The sequence below is a fragment of the Niabella sp. ZPM-14 genome (assembly GCF_055693045.2).
Window position 1 is genome coordinate 2,654,980 of record NZ_CM181148.1, and the last position, 19,151, is coordinate 2,674,130.

Below are 19,151 nucleotides of genomic sequence, written 5' to 3' on the forward strand. Positions count from 1 at the left end.
AAAAGAAGAGATATCATGATGAAGCCCACAGCAATTCTTTACAGTCTTTTGACTTTCCTGTTATTAGTGTGCCTGCTCCCCCATTCCGCGTATGCAAGAAACCCAAACGATGAAGTGGCGGGAACCATAAAAGGAACCGTTACTACCAGCGATGGCCAGCCCGCTTTCGGAGTAAATGTCGTGATAAAGAACAGCAAGAAAAGTGCATTTACCGACGAGCAGGGCAGTTTCTTAATCGGCGGACTTTCTGAAGGCGAACATCAGCTGGAGATCAGCCTCGTCGGCTATGAAACGAAAGTGGAAACCGTCGAAGTAGTCAACGGAAAAACCACCAGGGTGGATATTCAACTGGAAATATCCTACGATGAGCTGTCAGAGATCATTGTAAAAAGCACTACCAACGGTTATGCGAACAGAACGAGCGCACATGTGGCAAAGATGCCGCTGTTGAACCTCGAAAATCCACAGGTATACAATGTGGTGGGAAAAGAATTGATGAAGGAGCAAGTAGTGACTTCCTTCGACGACGCTTTGAAAAATGTACCTGGTGTGAATCGCTTATGGAGCTCTACGGGTCGTCCGAACGATGGTGCGGGCTATTTCTCCATGCGTGGTTTTAGCGTACAACCTACGATGATCAACGGTGTGCCGGGCCTTACCAACGGCGGTATCGATCCGGCCAATGTGGAGCGCATCGAGTCGATCAAAGGGCCTTCGGGTACTTTATATGGCAGCAGCCTGATCTCTTTCGGCGGCTTGCTGAATATCGTTACGAAAAGGCCTTATCAGAGCTTCGGTGGTGAGCTGGGCTACACCTTCGGCGGTTTTGGATTGAGCCGTATCACCGCCGATATCAATACACCTTTAAATAACGACCGGTCCGCTGCCTTTCGTTTGAACGCCGCTTATCACAGCGAGGGAAGTTTCCAGGATGCAGGTTTTAAGAAGTCTTTTTTCATTGCCCCTTCGCTTTCCTATCAGGTCAATGACCGGTTATCTTTTCTCTTAAATGCGGAAATCTACAACGCCGAAGCGACCAACGCGACCATGATCTTCCTGAACAGGTCAAGACCCCTGGTGGCAAAAACAGTGTATGACCTGAACATGGATTTTGACCGGTCGTATACGAGCAACGATATCACCTACAAAACGCCCACTTTCAACGTTTATGGTCAGATGAACTATAAATTGTCTGACAGCTGGACCTCTCAGACGAATATTTCCCGGAGCGTCCGTAAGAGTGACGGGTACTATTCCTACATCATGTTCCTGGATGGCAACCCCGGTACCAACCCGTTGTACACGGGGCCGACACTGCCTCCTAATGATACCATCATTTCCAGGTTTGTATATTATCAGAATACGACCAACTATACCACGGATCTGCAGCAAAACTTTATTGGCGATTTTAATATCGGGAAATTCCGGAACCGAATCATCGCGGGCATTGATGTGATGCACCTGCAGTCGGTGAACCAAAGTCCGTCCACCAATTTCTTTAATTATGTCAATGTTACAAGAAATGACGATCCGCGCTACGGCCTGCTGAACAGAGCCGCGGTGGATGCCAAAGCTGCCGCGGGCCCGGCGCCGGTCAGGAACCGCACCGACAGCTACACTTATAGCGCCTACGTGTCGGATGTGTTCAATATTACCGATAAGCTGATGGCTATGCTTAGCCTCCGGTTTGATCACTTTGATAACAAGCCGACGATCAACTATAATACCGGCGCCAAAACCGGGAAATACAACCAGAACTCCCTGTCGCCCAAGTTCGGGTTGGTGTACCAGGTGATAGAAAACAGGTTAGCCGTTTTTGCCAACTACATGAATGGTTTCAGGAACGTCGCGCCGGTTGCAGCCAACGCTCAGGCCGGGTACCCGGTGAACCTGGAGCCACAGCAAGCGGATCAAAAAGAGGGAGGGATCAAGCTGGACCTGTTCAACCACAAGCTGCTGTTCACGGCCAGCTACTACGACATCCTGGTAAAAAATATCACGCGCAGCATTACTGTCGACAATGGTAGCGGCACGCAGGTCAACGTGACCATACAGGACGGTCAGCAAAGATCTAAAGGGCTGGAATTTGACCTGAATGCCAATCCGCTGCCCGGTCTGAACATCATCGCCGGCTATGGCTACAACGACAGCAGGATAGAAAAAGCGGCCGAAGCTACCAATGGCAGGCGGCCTACCAGCGCGGGTCCTGCCAACCTGGCCAACTGGTGGATCAGCTATACCGCGATCGATGGTAAGCTGCAGGGCCTGGGCGCGGGCTTTGGCGGTAACTATGCCAGCAGAAACTTAATCACCAGCTCTTTGCCTACCGGTGATTTTTATCTCCCTGAATACACGGTGCTGAACGCGTCTGTTTTTTATGATGCGAAAAGATATCGACTGGCGCTAAAGGCGGACAACCTGGCGGATAAAGAATATTTCGGAGGCTGGACCACGATCGAAAAGCAGATGCCGCGCCGCTTTGCAGCCAGCATGACCTTTAAGTTTTAGTGGTCACTCTGTAAAGAGACAATAAAAATCCCCTTACTTTCGCAAAATGGTCCGTTTTGAAAAATTCGTGTTAGATAATGGGTTAAAGGTGATCGTTCACCAGGATAAGTCTACGCCGCTGGCGGTGATGAATATTTTGTATGATGTGGGCGCACGGGACGAAGATCCTGCACAGACCGGATTTGCACATTTGTTTGAACACCTGATGTTTGGCGGATCGGTAAACATACCGGACTACGATGAGCCGTTGCAGATGGCGGGGGGCGAGAACAATGCTTACACGACAAACGACCTGACCAATTATTATATCTCACTTCCTGCAGAAAACCTGGAAACGGCCTTTTGGCTGGAAAGCGACCGGATGTTGTCATTAGCCTTTGACGAAAAGAGCCTGGAGGTACAACGCAAGGTGGTTTGTGAAGAGTTCAAAGAACATTATATTGATAAACCATATGGCGACGCATGGTTCAAAATAAGAGAGCTGGCCTACAAAAATCATCCTTACAAATGGATGACGATTGGTAAAGAACTTTCTCATATTGAAAATGCCCGTTTAAGCGATGTGCGCAATTTCTTTTTCCGGCATTACCGGCCCAACAACGCTGTGATGGTCGTAGCTGGCAACGTGGAGACCGCGGAGGTGAAAGCGCTTGCAGAGAAATGGTTTGGAGAGATCCCATCCGGAGCAGCACAGGCACGCTCCCTTCCTATGGAAGCGCCGCAACACGAGGCGCGGAGGGAAGAAGTAAAAGCAGATGTGCCGCTGGACGCCTTTTACAAGACCTGGCATGTGGAAGGAAGGCTTCACCCGCAATACCACGCCATGGACCTGCTTACGGATATTTTGGGCGGCGGAGAATCTTCCCGGCTGTATGACCGGTTGGTAAAGAAACTACAACTGTTTGTCAATATTCAATGCTATCACTTTGGCAGCCTTGACCCCGGTCTTTTATGTATCGAAGGAAAACTGGTGAAGGGCGTAGATATGAAGGCGGCCGAGGCCGCGGTTGATGAAATCCTGGAAGAGCTCAAAACAGTGCCTGTTACGCCCGAAGAACTGGAAAAAGTAAAAAACAAAACAGAAAGCATGTTGGCCTTTGAAGACATGAGCGTCCTGAACCGCGCTACCAGCCTGGCTTTCTATGAATTGTTGGGAGACGCCAATATGATGAATACGGAACTGCAGAAATATGCAGAGGTAACGATTGAAGATATCAGCAAAGCGGCAAACGAGATCTTTACCAGCGCCAATAGCAGCACGCTGTATTATTTTTCAAAAAACTGATCCTTATAAAGCGTTGATTATTTCGGCATGAACTGATACGTATTCCCGATCGGTATTTCCACCAGATCGATAAACACGGCTTGCTTGTTATAACGGGTGACCTTATCATTTGCTACGATATAACTGCGATGTACCCGGGTGAATATGCTGTCCGGCAGTAATAATGAAATATCATTGATCGTGGACCGGGTCATCAGCTTTTGATGGCCGCGCAGAAAAATATTGAGGTAATTACCGGATGCTTCGATGTACAAGATCTCATCATACATCACTTTTACCTGCTCATAACCGTCTTTCAGAAAAATATAATCATCGTTTTTAACTGTGCCGTTTTTCAACGATAGCAGTTCATTGGCTTTTGTGCAGGCTTTCAAAAAGCGGGATAAAGAAAATGGTTTCAGCAGGTAATCGACCGCGTCTACTTCAAAGCCCTCCACGGCGTGCTCGCTGTAAGCAGTGGTGAAAATGACCATGGGCGGGGCCGGCAGCGATTTAAAAAACTCGATTCCGCTGATATCCGGCATCTTGATGTCGAGAAAAAGTAAATCGGTTTTATTTTTTTGTAAATAGTCTACTGCGTCAAAAGCATTGGTAAACGTGGCTTTCAGCTCGACAAAAGGCACTTTCGCTGCGTGGCTTTTGATTACTTCGAGCGCTATGGGTTCGTCGTCTATGGCTATCGCTGTCAAAATCTAGTTTTTATCAAACAGTTGAACAAATTCTTTTGTGCTGAAAACGGGCAGGCTTGCCAGCGCTGCTTTTTTAAGACTCACATCCTGGCTAATAAAGGCCTCCATTTTGTGATGAAGCGCGGTGTAATATTGTAAAGCAGCTTCGATGTCGTTCATTTTTGAATTTAAGGCCAATAAAGCAATTTCATGGGAAGCATCGATCGTTGTAACAAATGATAATAGCTTTTGCAAAATCAATTTCGCGTTTTCACTTCCATACGCCTTACAAAGCCAATGAGCGGTTATATTCAGTATAGATGGGGATATGAAAGCATTAAGCTGTCCGCTTTCGGCTTTTTTGAGCAAATTTTTTGATAACTCATAATTGCTCCGTTTTAATGTATAATCGAGCAAAACATTGGCATCAATAAACACCTTAGAAACCATATTTTTCTTTTTGGCTTTCGTAAAATGCTTCTTTGCTCTTGCTTTGTTTTACTACTTCTTGAGGAGGAGTTAACCCATCTATCAATTCAAAAAGCCCGCTCTTTTTTATGGGCTGTTTGCAAACAATTGCTGCAAAATGATCTTCAATAATCTGCGATATGCTGAGCTGATTTTTAGCAGCAAATACCTTCATTCTGCTTAACAGGCCGGCATCTATCGTTGTGTTTAATCTCACTTTCATTAGTTCGAATATACGCATAAATATTAGTGATGCGCATACGCATCCATTTACAACGGCCGGTAAGATTCAACCAGTTTCCAATCTCCGTTGTCATAGGTGAAAGATTTCACCAGCCGTTTCGCTCCGTTACTGTCGTAATAAATGCTGTCCAGTTGTTTGCTGGTGCGGTTTTGAGCGGTCGATTCCGTCAGGACAGACACGGGCAGCCTGTCGTGTTTTCGCAACTTCCGGGTGATGCTCACGCTCCATTTTTTCCCGTTGTTGTCCACTGTTCGTGTTTCCCGCTGTGTGATATAGTCGCTGTTACAGGAGCAGAACAAGATAGCGATCAGTAAGGCATTGCGATATTTATTGCGATGGGTGAAGGGGTTCATAGCATTTGATTTACCAGGATTATAATTGAATCGTGAGATGAACAAAAAACTCTTTAGCACTTTGCCGGATGATCAGCTCGTGTTTTTTAGGATACAATAATGCCAGCCGCTGTTTTACATTTTGGAGTCCGATACCGCTTTTCATTTTTTCGGGATCATATTCGTTTTTCAAATGAACGCTGTTGTTGACGTCAAAATACAGCACGTTTTCCTTGGTATGAAGAGACACGTTGATAAAAGACGGTTGCTGAAGGCTGAGGCCGTGTTTAAAGGCATTTTCAACAAAAGGGATCAGCAGCATCGGCGAGATGTCCAGGCGATTTAGCTGTTCTTCAATATTCGTTTGAATGGTGATGTTAAGCGAAGTGGCGGTGCGCAGCTTTTGCAGATCGATATAGTTATTCAGGTATTCCACTTCGCGTGCCAGCGAAATCTTGTCCTGTACGTTTTCATGCAGCATGAAGCGCATCATATCGCCCAGCTTCTGAATGCCCTCACTGGTGCGGTCTGCGTTTTCCTGCAGGGCCGTTCCGTATAAAGTGTTCAAAGCGTTGAAGAGAAAATGAGGGTTGATCTGTGACCTCAGGAAGCTGAGGTTGGCCTGTGAAGAACCCAGCGCTGTCTGCAACACTTCTTTCTCGCTCCTGTTACGGGAAATATATAAGATCAGCGGCAATGCTATGAAAATGGTCAGGAAAAAAAACAGGAAGAAAGGCGGCGCAAAATGGTTGCTGCCAATGATCCCCATACAAAGGACTGCTGCCAACGTGCTCAAAAGAAAGATGATCGGGAAGATGCGCACCAGGTAGGCTTTGCTTTTATAGGGCCTGCTACCGGCCAGCGGCAACAGCCAGCGATGATGGATCCATATCAGTATCGCCAGGTAAGGGATGCCGACGCCAAAAACAGCAACGCCTTCCTGCGAATGGTTGGAACCAAAAATGATCAGCAGCACCACCCAGCAAGCTACGGCTAACAGGCCGCCCCACAACTTCCGCTGATTAAGGCTTGCTTGTGAACGGCGGGCGAGCGCAGCCAGTAACAGTTCCTTTAGGATGTAATAGACGATGTATAAAATAAAGATGATCGCAACGGTTGTGAAGCTATCGATGAAGACATCATTATAGAAATCGTCTTTCGAAGCAAATTTACCGAGCTTCCATCCGTCCATGTAGGTGTTGCTCATCGCCACCAGCGTCGCCACGATCAGGAAAGTGCCGAAAAAGCTGCCCGCCTTGGCCCAGTCATCTTTCTTTTCATCCACGAACCTGGTCAGAAAAATAAAAGCGGAATAATAGATCAGGATCTGCGCCATGGCCGGCAAAAACAGGTGCTTGTAAAAGTTGTATTCAATGTGATATTCTTCAAACCAGAAAGACCCGTAATTTCCTGCCTGCTTGCTTTCGATCAAGAATGCCATTAAAAATGAGGCGGCCACGACCGTTATGATCCAGAACTCTATTTTAGCGTATATTTCTTTAGCTGTCATTTTGTATGTTTTGCTTTTGCAAAGATTATCAATTAACTCAGGCATTTTCCCGGCCCATGTGATGAAATGCGGTTAAAATGTGACGGAATAGGGTTCTGGTAAAATTTATTTCATCACACCGCAGGCAATAAGCGAAGAAACTAAGAATCATTTATAAGCTTACCTATACAAACATCATTGCTGTCCTTCTCTTGAGTAAAACAGGCCCGATTTCCGAACGGACCGTAACTATTTTCTGTTTTGACCCGCTCAAACTATGGTTCGGGTTATATTTGCGGCTTAAATTTTAGTTTCATGCTTGACAGAACGTTGGCCCCGAAAATCGTAGATGCAGTAAATTTTAACCTGAAACTTCAGCCTTATCAGAAATATGTTTTGAAGAATGGTGTGGAGGTGTACGCAATCGATGCAGGTGCTGAAGAAGTGCTGCAGATCGAATGGATTTTTGAGGCCGGCAACTGGTATGATGAAAAAAACCTGGAGGCGGCGCTCACCAATTTTCTGCTGAAAAATGGCACTACCTCCAAGACAGCATTCGATATCAATGAACATTTTGAATATTATGGCGCCTACCTGAATCGTCACTGCGGAGCTGAGTTTGCAAACGTCACGCTGCACTGTCTTTCCCGGCATACTTCCAAACTGCTGCCAGTAGTGCGCGAAATATTTTCTGAAGCGACTTTGTTGCAGACGGAAATGGACATCGCCGTTCAAAATATGAAACAGAAGCTCGATATCAATCTGAAAAAGAGCAACTTCATCGCTGGTCGGCTCATCGACTCCTACCTGTTCGGTGAGCGGCACCCTTACGGGCAGTTCAGCCGGCACGAGGATTTTGACGCGCTCACCAGGGAGGATCTTTTAGCGTTTTATGAGCGGTATTACAAAAACGGAACATTCAAGATCTTTGTGGCGGGTAAGTTACCTGCTGATATCTATCCATTGCTGGATCAATATTTCGGCGACCTGAACCATCAAAAGGGCGTTGAAAAAACACATGTGGTGCATCCGCACCTGCACAAAAAGCATCGCCTGGTAAACGATGAAAATAGTTCGCAAGGGTCGATCCGCATGGTGCGTCCCTTTGGCAACCGTCATCATCCCGATTTTTTAAGAGCACAGGTATTGAACGTGTTGTTCGGTGGATTTTTTGGCAGCCGGCTGATGGCCAACATCCGCGAAGAAAAAGGGTACACCTACGGTATTCACAGCTACCTCATGGGAAATAAAAATGAAAACGGGTGGATGATCACGACCGAAGCAGGACGCGACGTAAGCGAAGCCACGATTGAAGAAGTGTATAAAGAGATGGAGCTGCTGCGCAACGAACCGGTGGATGATGATGAGCTGATGCTGGTTAAGAACTTTATGATGGGCTCTATCTTGGGAGATCTTGACGGACCGTTCCAGATCATTGCGAGATGGAAGAATATTATTTTGAACGATCTGGGCGAAGACTTTTTCGACCGGTATATCAATAGCATTAAGACGATCACGCCCGGTGAGTTGCAGGAAACAGCTAACAAGTATCTGGTGCCTGAAGATTTCTATGAATTGATTGTGGTCTAGTTAACCAGGAAGCCCAGTCCTACTTTATTGATAATCTTCTTCGCAAAGCCGGTGATCTTAGGAATAGTTTTGCCCGCGTCAATCCGGCGCACATACATGAGCTTGTAATTATCATTGTAGTTCAGGTAGCGGCCATCTGTTTCTGTCGCTTTAAAAAACAGGCGGTTGGAAACATAGGAGGCTGCGATGCCCCATTTATCTGCGTTGTAGCCGATCGCTCCCTTTGCCTTGATATTGGGGTTGAAGCGCCAGTTGATGTCTAATTGGTCATTGCTGTTCCATTCTTTAATATAACTGAAATCTGCATTAAACGACGCCATCGCGGTGATAAAGAAATGTTCTTTGGCGACTAAAGTATATCCATAACCAACGCCAGGTCCAAACGTAATGAAGTCTATTTTTGAAACGTCGGCATGCGGATATCGATCCGCTAACATGGAGGGAATGAAAGCGCTATCCCCCTTGGCCGCGCCATAATAGAATTCAGCTCCGTATAAAACTGATCCTGCTGATTTCTTTTGGCGCGCATTCAGCATGAAAGGAGCCTGGGCAGTGAATCTTTTGCTGTTGTGAATCAACGTGACCGTAGTTCCATAAAGCCGGGTTTCAATATCTGGCCGAACGTAAAAATTACCGCCATTGAAAAGGGAGAAGTTCTCTGAGCTGGCATACAATCCCTTATATTTTTGGAAATAGATATCGGCTAATACTTTCCGGCCGGTCGTGCTTAGCTGGAGATTGAGCTGTTTGGTTTTGCCTTTTTCCTTCGCATAAGTCGGATCCAGTGCCCCAAGCCCTAAGGTGCCGGAAAGTGCCAGGAAATCATGGTCTAACGAAAAACCAAACCGCCCCGGGCTGTTCGACAAATACCGGAATGAATGTTCCGCATCAGGCGCATTCATCTTGAAAGCAGTATTCTTTTTCACAACAAGCGCCCCCATCGTGAGCAAATTTCGATAGGAAACGTAGTAACTGGTATCATAACGCTCAGCCTGGTATTGCGCGCTAAGCTCGGCGAATGTCACGATGGACAACAAAAACAGAATTAGTTTCTTCATATAGTGATACCACAAAATACAATAATTAGTCCGAAAGTATAAAAATCCCGCTTCGGTGGTAAAAAGGCTTTTATTATTCTTTATGCGCGAGGAATGGCTCGTTATAGTAGCACCTGATAAAAAAGGGCAGCTTTGAAGCCGCCCCTTTTTGCTGTATTTGAATCAGCGCGTCCGCCATATATAGTCACGCCGCTTTGCTGTTGTTTATTGAGTGACTGGTTGAGGATTTAAAACGGAGATAGCTTTTCTCACATTTGCATAGTTATTATTGTTATAATCATAATTGATCCCATAAGCGCCTACACCTCCTGCTCCTACTTCTTTACACCACTTTGCGTATTCCACGATGGTAGGGCCGTTGGGCCAGTAAGTGTTAGACGTCCACGCGCATCCTTTTTGACCATTGCTTAAGGCAAAGAAATTTTCGTTTCCGATCTTGCCTCCATAATATGCCATGATTTGATTTAAAGCCCCTGCATCACCCCACCATCTGTCACCGCTGCAGTTATAAGCCTGAAACCAAACGTAATCAAAGTAGGTATAGGTTTCTCCAAAGATTCTTCCAATAGTGCTGGAAGGCGACTGATCCGTTCCGAAAACCAATTTTAAGCCGGTATTTGACAAGGGGCCGAAGTATTTACTCAATGCAGCTAGCACTTTCTTCGTTTCAGTAGTACTGGTTGGTATAATACCAGGTTCCATGTCAATGTCTATACCATCCACGCCGTAAGCCACGTGGACGTTATATACCCTTACTGCATATTCTTCATAAGATGCAGGGTCATTGGGGTCGTAATAACGGGTACCATCGGGGTTTTTTGAGTCTTCAAACCCATCAATCCAAACGGTGTGAAGTACTGTGGTCCCTTTGCTCTGTAAAGCCTTGATGCGGTTTTTTACCGCTGTCGAATCTTCAGCTCTTCCAAAGTTCCCAAACAGGTTAATAATGTCGACGCTATCCGGACAATTGGCTGGGTCGAGGTAACCTGTTGGAGCAGTGCCTTGAAAGCCCCAGCTATAACCCACTACTTTTTGGTGTGGCGAAGCTTTATAGGCTCTTAACAAGGCCAGCGAATCGACCTCTTCTTCGTTCAGAGAGGGCACTGGAATGCTGGTTCGTTGGCAACCAACGATAACAAGCGTTGAGATTGCGCATAGCGCAACCAGGAAGTGTTTAATTTTCATAACGATTATTGTTTAGATGTTAGAACGCGGCGTGGGCGGACAAATAAAAATAATGATATTTTTTAATGTGATATTCTTTAATAGCAAGTTTTTTTTTACGCAGCAGCCCCGCTTATTTGCAATATTTACCTTGGGTGCCGGATTGCCTGACAGTGGATCTTGGCAAGGCTTATTTCTCCGTTTGAGCCGCTTGTCTTCATTTAAAAGCCCTACATTGCAATATGCTTTTCGATAGAAAAAATGGTTCCGATGCCCAGCTGCTTCAGATGTATCAAAGCCTGGTTTATCCCAGGCTGATCGAGGAGAAAATGCTGTTGCTGTTGCGACAGGGCAAGATAAGCAAGTGGTTTAGCGGCATTGGCCAGGAAGCGATCTCCGTGGGCGCTACGCTGGCGCTGCTCCAGGATGAATGGATCATGCCACTGCATCGTAACCTGGGCGTATTCACCACGCGACAAATGCCGCTGCATCAATTGTTTCATCAATGGCAAGGCCATCAGAATGGTTACAGCAAGGGGCGGGAACGCAGTTTTCATTTTGGCAGCAAAGCACATTACATCTGCGGGATGATCTCCCACCTCGGTCCGCAGTTAGCCATTGCGGATGGTGTGGCGCTGGCTCAAAAGCTGCAAGAAAGGGATCGGGTTACGCTGGCTTTCACAGGCGAGGGCGGTACCAGTGAAGGCGACTTTCACGAGGCGCTGAATGTTGCGGCGGTCTGGGATTTGCCAGTGATCTTTCTGGTTGAAAATAATGGTTATGCTTTAAGCACGCCGGTGAGCGAACAGTATCGCTGTATCAGCCTCGCAGACCGTGCCAGGGGTTATGGGATGGAAGGGGTTACTATCGACGGAAATAATATTTTGACTGTCTATGAAACGGTGAAAGGAATCAGGGAATACTGTATAAAAAACCAGAAGCCCTACCTCATAGAGTGCACCACATTCCGCATGCGCGGACACGAAGAGGCCAGTGGGACCAAGTATGTTCCCCGGGAATTGTTTGAACTATGGGAGCAAAAAGATCCCGTGCTGAATTTTGAGCGGTATTTGCAGGAACAGGGTGTGCTCAGTGAGGAGGAAGCTGAGCGCCTGCGCGATAATATCAGGATGCAGATAGAACAGGAGCTTACGAAGGCTGCAACAACGTCCGTTCCTGTCATCGTGGACGCTCAGGCAGAGACCAGCGATGTATATACTCCGCATCAGCAAAATGAACTGCTGATCAATGTCGACGAAAACAGCACAGTTGAAAAGCGGTTTATCGAAGCCATTAGCGACGGATTAGCGCAATGTTTAAAAGAACACAAGGACCTGATCATTATGGGACAGGACATCGCTGAATATGGCGGTGCCTTCAAAGTGACTGAAGGGTTGTCGGCGCTTTTTGGAAAACACCGGGTGCGTAATACACCGATTTGCGAGAGTGCGATTGTGGGTGCGGCATTGGGGCTGTCCCTGGCCGGATACAGGTCAGTAGTGGAAATGCAATTTGCAGATTTTGCTTCCATGGCATTTAACCAGATTGTAAACAACCTCGCGAAGATCCATTACCGGTGGGGAGCTACAGCCGGCGTGGTCATTCGTATGCCTACCGGCGGCACAGTAGGTGCCGGACCTTTTCACAGTCAAAGTACGGAAGCCTGGTTCGCTCATGTGCCGGGATTAAAGATCGTCTATCCTGCCACACCCCGCGATGCCAAAGGCTTGCTCGTCGCCGCCATCAACGATCCCAACCCGGTTTTATTTTTTGAGCACAAAGCGCTTTACCGAAGCCTGTCAGAGCCGGTGCCTTCGGGGCTTTTTGAAGTAGAAATAGGAAAGGCAAGGATCGTGCAGCGCGGCGAGGATCTCGCTGTGATCACCTATGGGATGGGTGTCATCTGGGCAACGGAATACGCCGCTGAACATCCGGAGATTTCCATGACCATTTTGGACCTGCGGACTTTGTTACCGCTGGACTACGAGGCTATTGAAGCTGCTGTCGAAAGCGCCGGGCGGGTATTGGTATTGCATGAGGATCATCTAACCGGGGGGATAGGCGCTGAAATAGCGGCCTGGATCGGGGAGCATTGCTTTAACGTGCTGGATGCGCCGGTGATGCGTTGCGCTTCGCTCGACACGCCCGTGCCGTTTAACAAGGAGCTTGAAGCCAACTTTATGGCCAACGCGCGCCTGCATGAAACCATTGAACAACTTTTAAATTTTTAATTAACTGTAGCGTATACGAGCGGGAAGGCGCTTTGTATTCAATTGTCTTTATTTTATAACCTTCAACTATTAACCATCAGCTATGAACCATGAACTTCTTGTACAAAGCATTGCCAACCGGGTGCCTATTGATGCCAATGAAACAAAACTGATTACTGCGCTGCTGAAAAGCAGGAAGCTGAAAAAGAAACACTTCCTTCATCAGGAAGGGGACATACAACAGCAAGTGGCATTTGTTACCAGCGGTTGCCTGAGAAGTTATTCCATTGATAAGAATGGGACGGAGCATATTCTACAGTTCGCTCCTGCTGGCTGGTGGATCGCCGATATGCAAAGCTTCATTTACGTGACGCCATCGGTGATCAGCATTGATGCTATTGAGGAGAGCGAAGTGCTCTTGCTAAGTCACAACGATGTGGAGGAGATGTATCAAGCTGTTCCCGTGATGGAGCGCTATTTCCGGATATTGGCGGAAAGGTCACTCGCCACTTTCCAGCAACGCCTGATCGATGCGCTCAGTCTCACCGCTGCCGAACGTTACACCAATTTCTGCAAGCGATATCCTTCGCTCATCCAAACCCTGCCGCAAAAATATATCGCCTCTTATATTGGTATTACGCCTGAGTTCATGAGCAAGATGTTGAGCCAGCCGATGAAAAGAGGGTGAGTTTCGGATTAAAATATATGATAACAAAAAACCCGGCAACTGCCGGGTTTTTTGTTTAACATCACCTGGAACTGTTACCAGCCAGGATTTTGAGTGACCGCTTTTTTTGACAATGAAATCTCATTGGTTGGCACAGGCCACAAGTAATGCTTATTCCCGTCAAACACCCTGTTTTCGGTAGCCTCTAAGATCAGGAATTTATTGGGATCTAAATTGTTAGGGACTGTCCCTCCCCCATTTTCATCCGGAAAATACTTACGCCCTTTTATTGCTTTGGGTAATACCGTTTCTGCAGTTTTCCAACGAAGCAGATCCCAGTAACGAAATCCCTCAAAGGCCAGTTCCACCGTCCTTTCCCGCCTGATCTCGGTACGCATATCCAAACCGTTCGCTGCTACAAAAGCATTAGTAAGCAGTGGAAGCTTTGATACATCATTACCCGTAGCGCGGTTTCTTAATGCGTTGATGGTAAGGTTCAGGTCCGCATCGCTGATAGATCCTTCTAATTCATATTTAGCCTCTGCATAGTTCAACAGGACCTCAGCGTAGCGTAGCGCATTATAATTGTAGAATGACGTTTGCTGGGCCCAAGCGCTTACAACGAACATTTTTTTGATTTTATAGACCAAGCCGGGGGGGAAAGGAACCAACCCCGATAGTTGCGGATAAAGTTGACCCGCTTCCCAGAAGCTGGCATTGAACCGGGGATCTCTGTTCCGAAAATCTGTATGCGTGCTGGTTTGATTAACAGAAGAATCCCAGGCAGATTTTCCTGCAGGCAACCCGTCCGAATACAGATACAGATCGACCAGGTTTTTCGTTCCGACAATTCCGCCTTGCTCCAGTCCTGATCTTGCAAAACTGTGGCTTGCAATATTATTGTTTATCGAAACACCATACAGTCTAACTAACAGATTTTCCTTATTGGTCGCATAAGTGTAATTTACCTGTGGTCCCACTGCTGCAGTAATAGGGTTACCCGAAGCGCCTCCGGCATACTGGAACTCATAAGAATAACTATCAGCGCCTTGTGCAGTGTAAAGGTTGTGTTTGGCTTCGTCAATTACGGTTTTTGCAGCATCTAATGCCACTTGCAGATTGCTGTTGGCTGTTGTAATGTTCCGGAACTTATCCCATGTCCCTTCAAATAGCGCAACTCTTGATTTAAACGCTAAAGCCGCGCTGCGAGTGATACGACCATAATCTGCCGCCGGCATCACATCCGGTTGTGGACAATTGGCTGCGGCAAAGTCGAGGTCCTCATAAATAATATTGATGACCTCCTGTCTGGGACGGCGCTTGGAAAAGAGCAGTGTGTCGTTGGCGTCAGAGATAGTTCTTAATGCTACCTGAACATCTCCCCAGCGCTTTACTAAATCAAAATATGCCCAGGCTCTGAAAAACCGTGCTTCCCCAACATATCGGTTCACTTCAGCGGCATCGCCTACGACACCCGCAGCCTTCTCGATAATATTGTTAGCGGCTCGTATAATCCTGTAATTACTGATCCATTCGCCCGACGTCGCAGTGACCTCGCGACTCCCGTTACTAATGCTATTGCCGGAAGAGGCATAAGCAATGTCGGAGTACAGATCTAGAAAAGGCTCTGAAAATCCGGGAACAAAAATATATAAGTAGTTGCTTCCTGTTCTCAGATCGTTAGGCGTTTTCCAAAAGCTGCCGTCTGATAGTTCAGTTTGTGGTACCTGCATCAGTTGCTTCTTACAGGAAATTAAAAATACTGCAAAAAACAGCGCTGCTATATAGTAGTTCTTCTTTTTAAATATATGTGACATAATAAGTTCTTTTTTGTTGTCGAGATGATTAAAATCTGATGTCTACCCCAAATGCGTACGTAGCTGTATATTGATAAGGATAATTAACGTTGGCTGGGCTTTCAGGGTCGAAAAACTTATACCACGCCTTGGAATAAGTCCATATATCTTGTCCGGAGAAATACAATCTTACACTTTGAGCTTTTACCTTTTTCACAAAGCCGCTGTTAAACGTATAGCCGATTTGGATGTTTTTTAGCCTCACATAAGCTCCATTTTGTAAATAGGTATCATTGTACTTTCTGTTAGTTGTTCCACCGTTTTGAACCGGTCTGGGATAGCGAATCCCCGTTTGACGCTCCGGTGTCCAGTAATTATCAATATAATCTGCCCAGGGATAGCGCCAGCTTTCCAAAAAGGGAACCATTTTTATGGGATCAATCGGGAAGGTTCGCTTTCCTACTCCCTGAAAGATAGCTGAGAAGTCTATGTTCTTCCAGGCGGCGCCCAGATTTATACCAAATAAGTAGCGGGGATCGGTGGTTCCGAAATTTACCAGGTCTCCGTGATCTTCAGGTGAGTTAGAGCCTGCATTAATTAAGCCGTCGCCATCGATATCTGCGTATTTGAGGTCTCCGGGCCCTTGAATAGTAGTAGCAAATTGTTTGGGGCTCGATGCCACATCAGCAGAATCTTTAAAATAACCTACCGATTGATAGCCCCACACCGTATTAATCGGATAACCAAGAAGTAATCTCCTTACGCCTTCGTCATATGTATTTACCTGGCTTGATGCAACTAGTTTATTGGTGTTGTCGCTGAAGTTTATGCCGACCTGGTATCTGAAGTTGGCGCCGATCTGATCATTCCAGTTAAGGCTAACACCCCATCCTTTTGTAACCAATTTTCCGTCGTTGCTGGTTGCGCCGTCAATTCCAATAATGCTGGGAAGTTGAACGGTCACAAGCATATTATCATTGGTTTTGGTGTAGTACTCGAAGGTTCCGTTTAACCGGTTATTTAGTAAAGCGAAGTCGATACCTATATTCTTCGTAGTAATCGTTTCCCAACCCAAAGCGCCTGAAGGCAAGGTTCCAAGGAACAAGCCATTGCTGGCAACCCCGTTGAAAGGATAAACCGATTGTGACAGTGTCGGATAAGCTAAATAATTCCGCACCCAGGGATATTCACTTAACTGAGCATTTCCCAGCTTACCCCATGATGCTTTAACTTTTAATTCATCAAATAAAGTGGTGTTGTTTTTGAAAAATCCTTCTTCAGAAATACGCCATGCGGCCGATACGCTGGGGTAGGTCTGTGATTGATATCCGGGAGCTAATTTCGAGCTCGCATCATTACGGGCATTGAACTCCACATAATATTTGTTCTTGTAATCGTAATTGAATCGTCCGAAGTAAGACACCAGTGTATTTGTTGCTATCCGATCACCTAAAAAATTATTTTGAGTGGTCGCATTACTGGTGTAATTAACAGTGGGTAGATCAGTATTGGACAAGTTGGACTGTGTCAGGCTTGTCCCGTCATAATTATAATACTGGTATTGAAAACCACCCAATACATGGAAGTGGTGATTCCCAAATGCTTTGGTGTAATCTGCTATCGCGTTATAGGTGTAAGACGTTTGGAGTATACGATTCTTTGTGATACGCGACCTCGTACCTCCCTCGGGTGTAGTGTTTTGTACCCAGTTCTCCGCTAAGTCCACAAGCTCCGTTTTAGTTCTGTCAATAGCGGGAGATGGACTCCAAAAATAAACCGGCTTGTCAAACTGATCTTCATTAATCTGCTGAACGCGCGGGCTAAACATAGAGCTAAGCACCAGCCCTTTTGCTAAATTTTTTGCGGTCAGGGTAAAAGTTCCGTCAAGTGCCTGGTCCACTTTTTTTTCATATCCTCCCTCTTTTAGAACCCCATAGGTCGGATTTCCATAGTAACGGTCGTCATAACCAGGAACGGTAACAGGGTAGTTGTTTCTTAAGTTATAAATATTGTATAGCAAACCGTAATTGTCACTGACGTTGCGCGTACCTCCCGCCGCCAGTGTCGTACCCCTGGTATAAGCAATCCTTGAGTCCAACGAAAAAATGTTGCTGAATTTAGTACTTAAGTTAAACCGCACGTTCTGCCTTTTATAACTGTCCGGTCCTACCTTAAGAATCCCATCGTTGTTAATGGCACCTAAGCCAATAAAATATTTTGTGTTTTCGTTTCCCCCGCTGACGCCCAGATTGTGCGATGTATTGGCATAATATTTCTGCAATAACAGATCTACGTAATCTGTATTAAAGAATAACTGATTATTATATTTTCCCGGGTTTAAAATATAGCCCGGACCGTCTTTCAATAAATTTAAGTATGTAGAATCAATGTCTGGGGCAGGACGGTTTTGTGCGTTAGCGATAGCCAATTGCTGTATGGACCATCCCTTCCAATAAGGAAGGATTTCGGGGACATTCAATGGGCGTTTTATCTGGTACATGCCACTATAATTGAGTTGCACCTTACCAGCCTTACCCGACTTTGTAGTGATCAAAATCACACCGTTAGCCGCTTTAGCTCCATAAATGGTAGCTGTGGCGGCATCTTTTAATATTGTGATTGTTTCTACATCTGAGGGATTCAGCTGATTAATGTCAGGATATTCTGTACCATCCACAATAACCAGCGGATTATTGGTACCGTTGATAGAAGACACCCCTCGTAACTGCATATTCCATCCTTCGTTGCCTGGCTGACCACTATTACGCGTGATAACTAAGTCCGAAGTAAGTCCCTGTAAGCCCTGCATCATATTGTTAATAGGCCGGCTTTCAAGCAGTTCTTTTGGGATGGTTGCAACAGATCCCGATACATCACGCTTCTTCTGGGTTCCGTATCCCACAACAATCACTTCTTCACCAGCAATTTCTTCCCTTTTCATTTTAATATCCAGTGGTGTACCGAACTCTGGCTTTACGGTTACTGTCTCATATCCCACCCGCGAAAAACTCAGGCGTTCCCCCGGCTTCACATCGATAGAAAAGCTACCGTTGCTGTTGGTGGTGGTTCCTTTGGTTGTGCCCTCTACCGCTACCGACACATCGGCCAGCGGATTACCTTCTTCATCGGTTACCGTACCCTTGACAGTCTCAAAAGCGGATTCAGGAATACTTAAATACCGTTCTTTCTCAAACCTCAACACGTTCTCAGGAATGGGCTTGATCACGATAGAGCGGTTCACAACGCTGTATTGAACCTGTTTGTCTTTCAACACTTCGTTGAGCACGTGATCGATCGAAGCATCCACGGCCTTCACTTTTATCTTCTCCTGCTTGTCCAGCGCCTCGGATTTATAAAAGATCTGGTAGCCGGTCTGTTTATGAATCAGCCGGAACAGCTCGTTGTAAGAAATGGCTTTTTCATCGATCGTTACCGTTTGCGAGAAGCCGCTGGCACCGACGTTAAGTGCTAAAGCCAATAAATAAATGCTTAAAAATTTCATAATCAAAAAGGCCTTTTTTGGCTTGAATTTCCCCGGGGGGAATGCGAAGTCAATTTTCACGTTCATAAATGGCAATGCCTGATCACCCCAGGCTGGGTTTGAGTTAAGCGATAATTGTATTGATGGTTTTGTTTTCCCGATGTTACGTCGCGGTGCGAACACGATAGTAA

At 46.1% G+C, this 19,151-nt stretch carries 14 protein-coding genes; 5 read left to right on the top strand and 9 right to left on the bottom strand.

Annotation, left to right across the window (positions count from 1 at the left end):
* Nucleotides 1–15: 15 nt before the first annotated feature.
* Nucleotides 16–2,508, top strand: coding sequence for a TonB-dependent siderophore receptor (locus ACU37H_RS11215; RefSeq protein WP_472701417.1), 2,493 nt, complete (start codon nt 16–18; stop codon nt 2,506–2,508).
* Nucleotides 2,509–2,554: 46 nt separating this feature from the next.
* Complete coding sequence (locus ACU37H_RS11220) at nt 2,555–3,793, top strand: M16 family metallopeptidase (protein ID WP_472701416.1); 1,239 nt, start codon at nt 2,555–2,557, stop codon at nt 3,791–3,793.
* A 17-nt stretch (nt 3,794–3,810) separates the two neighbouring features.
* Here ACU37H_RS11220 and ACU37H_RS11225 read toward each other — a convergent pair whose 3' ends face one another.
* From ACU37H_RS11225 to ACU37H_RS11245, 5 genes are read right to left on the bottom strand one after another with little or no spacing between them, the layout of a single operon-like run.
* Nucleotides 3,811–4,482, bottom strand: coding sequence for a LytR/AlgR family response regulator transcription factor (locus ACU37H_RS11225; protein WP_472701415.1), 672 nt, complete (start codon nt 4,480–4,482; stop codon nt 3,811–3,813).
* A gap of 3 nt (nt 4,483–4,485) precedes the next feature.
* Nucleotides 4,486–4,911 (bottom strand): type II toxin-antitoxin system VapC family toxin, encoded by a 426-nt coding sequence (locus ACU37H_RS11230; protein WP_472701414.1) that lies wholly within the window; start codon nt 4,909–4,911, stop codon nt 4,486–4,488.
* Nucleotides 4,901–5,152 carry a DUF6364 family protein gene (locus tag ACU37H_RS11235; protein WP_472701413.1) on the bottom strand — a complete coding sequence of 84 codons (252 nt, stop codon included), beginning with the start codon at nt 5,150–5,152 and terminating at the stop codon, nt 4,901–4,903. The genes ACU37H_RS11230 and ACU37H_RS11235 overlap by 11 nt, the downstream gene beginning before the upstream one ends.
* A 47-nt stretch (nt 5,153–5,199) precedes the next feature.
* On the bottom strand, nt 5,200–5,526 hold the full coding sequence (locus ACU37H_RS11240; protein WP_472701412.1) for a hypothetical protein: 327 nt from the start codon (nt 5,524–5,526) through the stop codon (nt 5,200–5,202).
* A gap of 19 nt (nt 5,527–5,545) precedes the next feature.
* Entirely contained in the window at nt 5,546–7,015 is a 1,470-nt protein-coding gene (locus ACU37H_RS11245) for a sensor histidine kinase (protein WP_472701411.1), read from the bottom strand.
* Between the two features lie 294 nt (nt 7,016–7,309).
* Here ACU37H_RS11245 and ACU37H_RS11250 point away from each other — a divergent pair, with 294 nt between their 5' ends.
* The gene (locus ACU37H_RS11250) at nt 7,310–8,584 is read left to right on the top strand and encodes a M16 family metallopeptidase (RefSeq protein ID WP_472701410.1); all 1,275 of its coding nucleotides are present in this window, start codon (nt 7,310–7,312) and stop codon (nt 8,582–8,584) included.
* On the opposite strand, the gene ACU37H_RS11255 is transcribed toward ACU37H_RS11250, so the two are convergent.
* Nucleotides 8,581–9,642 (bottom strand): DUF4421 family protein, encoded by a 1,062-nt coding sequence (locus tag ACU37H_RS11255; RefSeq protein WP_472701409.1) that lies wholly within the window; start codon nt 9,640–9,642, stop codon nt 8,581–8,583. The genes ACU37H_RS11250 and ACU37H_RS11255 overlap by 4 nt on opposite strands.
* A 204-nt stretch (nt 9,643–9,846) precedes the next feature.
* Nucleotides 9,847–10,827 carry a glycoside hydrolase family 18 gene (locus ACU37H_RS11260; RefSeq protein ID WP_472701408.1) on the bottom strand — a complete coding sequence of 327 codons (981 nt, stop codon included), beginning with the start codon at nt 10,825–10,827 and terminating at the stop codon, nt 9,847–9,849.
* A 221-nt stretch (nt 10,828–11,048) separates the two neighbouring features.
* Here ACU37H_RS11260 and ACU37H_RS11265 point away from each other — a divergent pair, with 221 nt between their 5' ends.
* Together ACU37H_RS11265 and ACU37H_RS11270 are read left to right on the top strand one after the other, a co-directional pair.
* The gene (locus ACU37H_RS11265; RefSeq protein WP_472701407.1) at nt 11,049–13,037 is read left to right on the top strand and encodes an alpha-ketoacid dehydrogenase subunit alpha/beta; all 1,989 of its coding nucleotides are present in this window, start codon (nt 11,049–11,051) and stop codon (nt 13,035–13,037) included.
* A gap of 82 nt (nt 13,038–13,119) precedes the next feature.
* Entirely contained in the window at nt 13,120–13,704 is a 585-nt protein-coding gene (locus ACU37H_RS11270; RefSeq protein ID WP_472701406.1) for a Crp/Fnr family transcriptional regulator, read from the top strand.
* Between the two features lie 74 nt (nt 13,705–13,778).
* Here ACU37H_RS11270 and ACU37H_RS11275 read toward each other — a convergent pair whose 3' ends face one another.
* Together ACU37H_RS11275 and ACU37H_RS11280 are read right to left on the bottom strand one after the other, a co-directional pair.
* On the bottom strand, nt 13,779–15,500 hold the full coding sequence (locus tag ACU37H_RS11275; protein ID WP_472701405.1) for a RagB/SusD family nutrient uptake outer membrane protein: 1,722 nt from the start codon (nt 15,498–15,500) through the stop codon (nt 13,779–13,781).
* Nucleotides 15,501–15,528: 28 nt separating this feature from the next.
* Nucleotides 15,529–18,981, bottom strand: a complete 3,453-nt coding sequence (locus ACU37H_RS11280; RefSeq protein ID WP_472701404.1) for a TonB-dependent receptor — start codon at nt 18,979–18,981, stop codon at nt 15,529–15,531.
* Between the last annotated feature and the right edge of the window lie 170 nt (nt 18,982–19,151).

What these genes read in the sequence shown, in the direction of transcription:
- ACU37H_RS11215 (WP_472701417.1), top strand. Translation starts at nt 16, where the DNA reads ATGATGAAGCCCACAGCAATTCTTTACAGTCTTTTGACTTTCCTGTTA.
- ACU37H_RS11220 (WP_472701416.1), top strand. Translation starts at nt 2,555, where the DNA reads ATGGTCCGTTTTGAAAAATTCGTGTTAGATAATGGGTTAAAGGTGATC.
- ACU37H_RS11230 (WP_472701414.1), bottom strand. Translation starts at nt 4,911, where the DNA reads ATGGTTTCTAAGGTGTTTATTGATGCCAATGTTTTGCTCGATTATACA.
- ACU37H_RS11235 (WP_472701413.1), bottom strand. Translation starts at nt 5,152, where the DNA reads ATGAAAGTGAGATTAAACACAACGATAGATGCCGGCCTGTTAAGCAGA.
- ACU37H_RS11240 (WP_472701412.1), bottom strand. Translation starts at nt 5,526, where the DNA reads ATGAACCCCTTCACCCATCGCAATAAATATCGCAATGCCTTACTGATC.
- ACU37H_RS11245 (WP_472701411.1), bottom strand. Translation starts at nt 7,015, where the DNA reads ATGACAGCTAAAGAAATATACGCTAAAATAGAGTTCTGGATCATAACG.
- ACU37H_RS11250 (WP_472701410.1), top strand. Translation starts at nt 7,310, where the DNA reads ATGCTTGACAGAACGTTGGCCCCGAAAATCGTAGATGCAGTAAATTTT.
- ACU37H_RS11255 (WP_472701409.1), bottom strand. Translation starts at nt 9,642, where the DNA reads ATGAAGAAACTAATTCTGTTTTTGTTGTCCATCGTGACATTCGCCGAG.
- ACU37H_RS11260 (WP_472701408.1), bottom strand. Translation starts at nt 10,827, where the DNA reads ATGAAAATTAAACACTTCCTGGTTGCGCTATGCGCAATCTCAACGCTT.
- ACU37H_RS11265 (WP_472701407.1), top strand. Translation starts at nt 11,049, where the DNA reads ATGCTTTTCGATAGAAAAAATGGTTCCGATGCCCAGCTGCTTCAGATG.
- ACU37H_RS11270 (WP_472701406.1), top strand. Translation starts at nt 13,120, where the DNA reads ATGAACCATGAACTTCTTGTACAAAGCATTGCCAACCGGGTGCCTATT.
- ACU37H_RS11275 (WP_472701405.1), bottom strand. Translation starts at nt 15,500, where the DNA reads ATGTCACATATATTTAAAAAGAAGAACTACTATATAGCAGCGCTGTTT.
- ACU37H_RS11280 (WP_472701404.1), bottom strand. Translation starts at nt 18,981, where the DNA reads ATGAAATTTTTAAGCATTTATTTATTGGCTTTAGCACTTAACGTCGGT.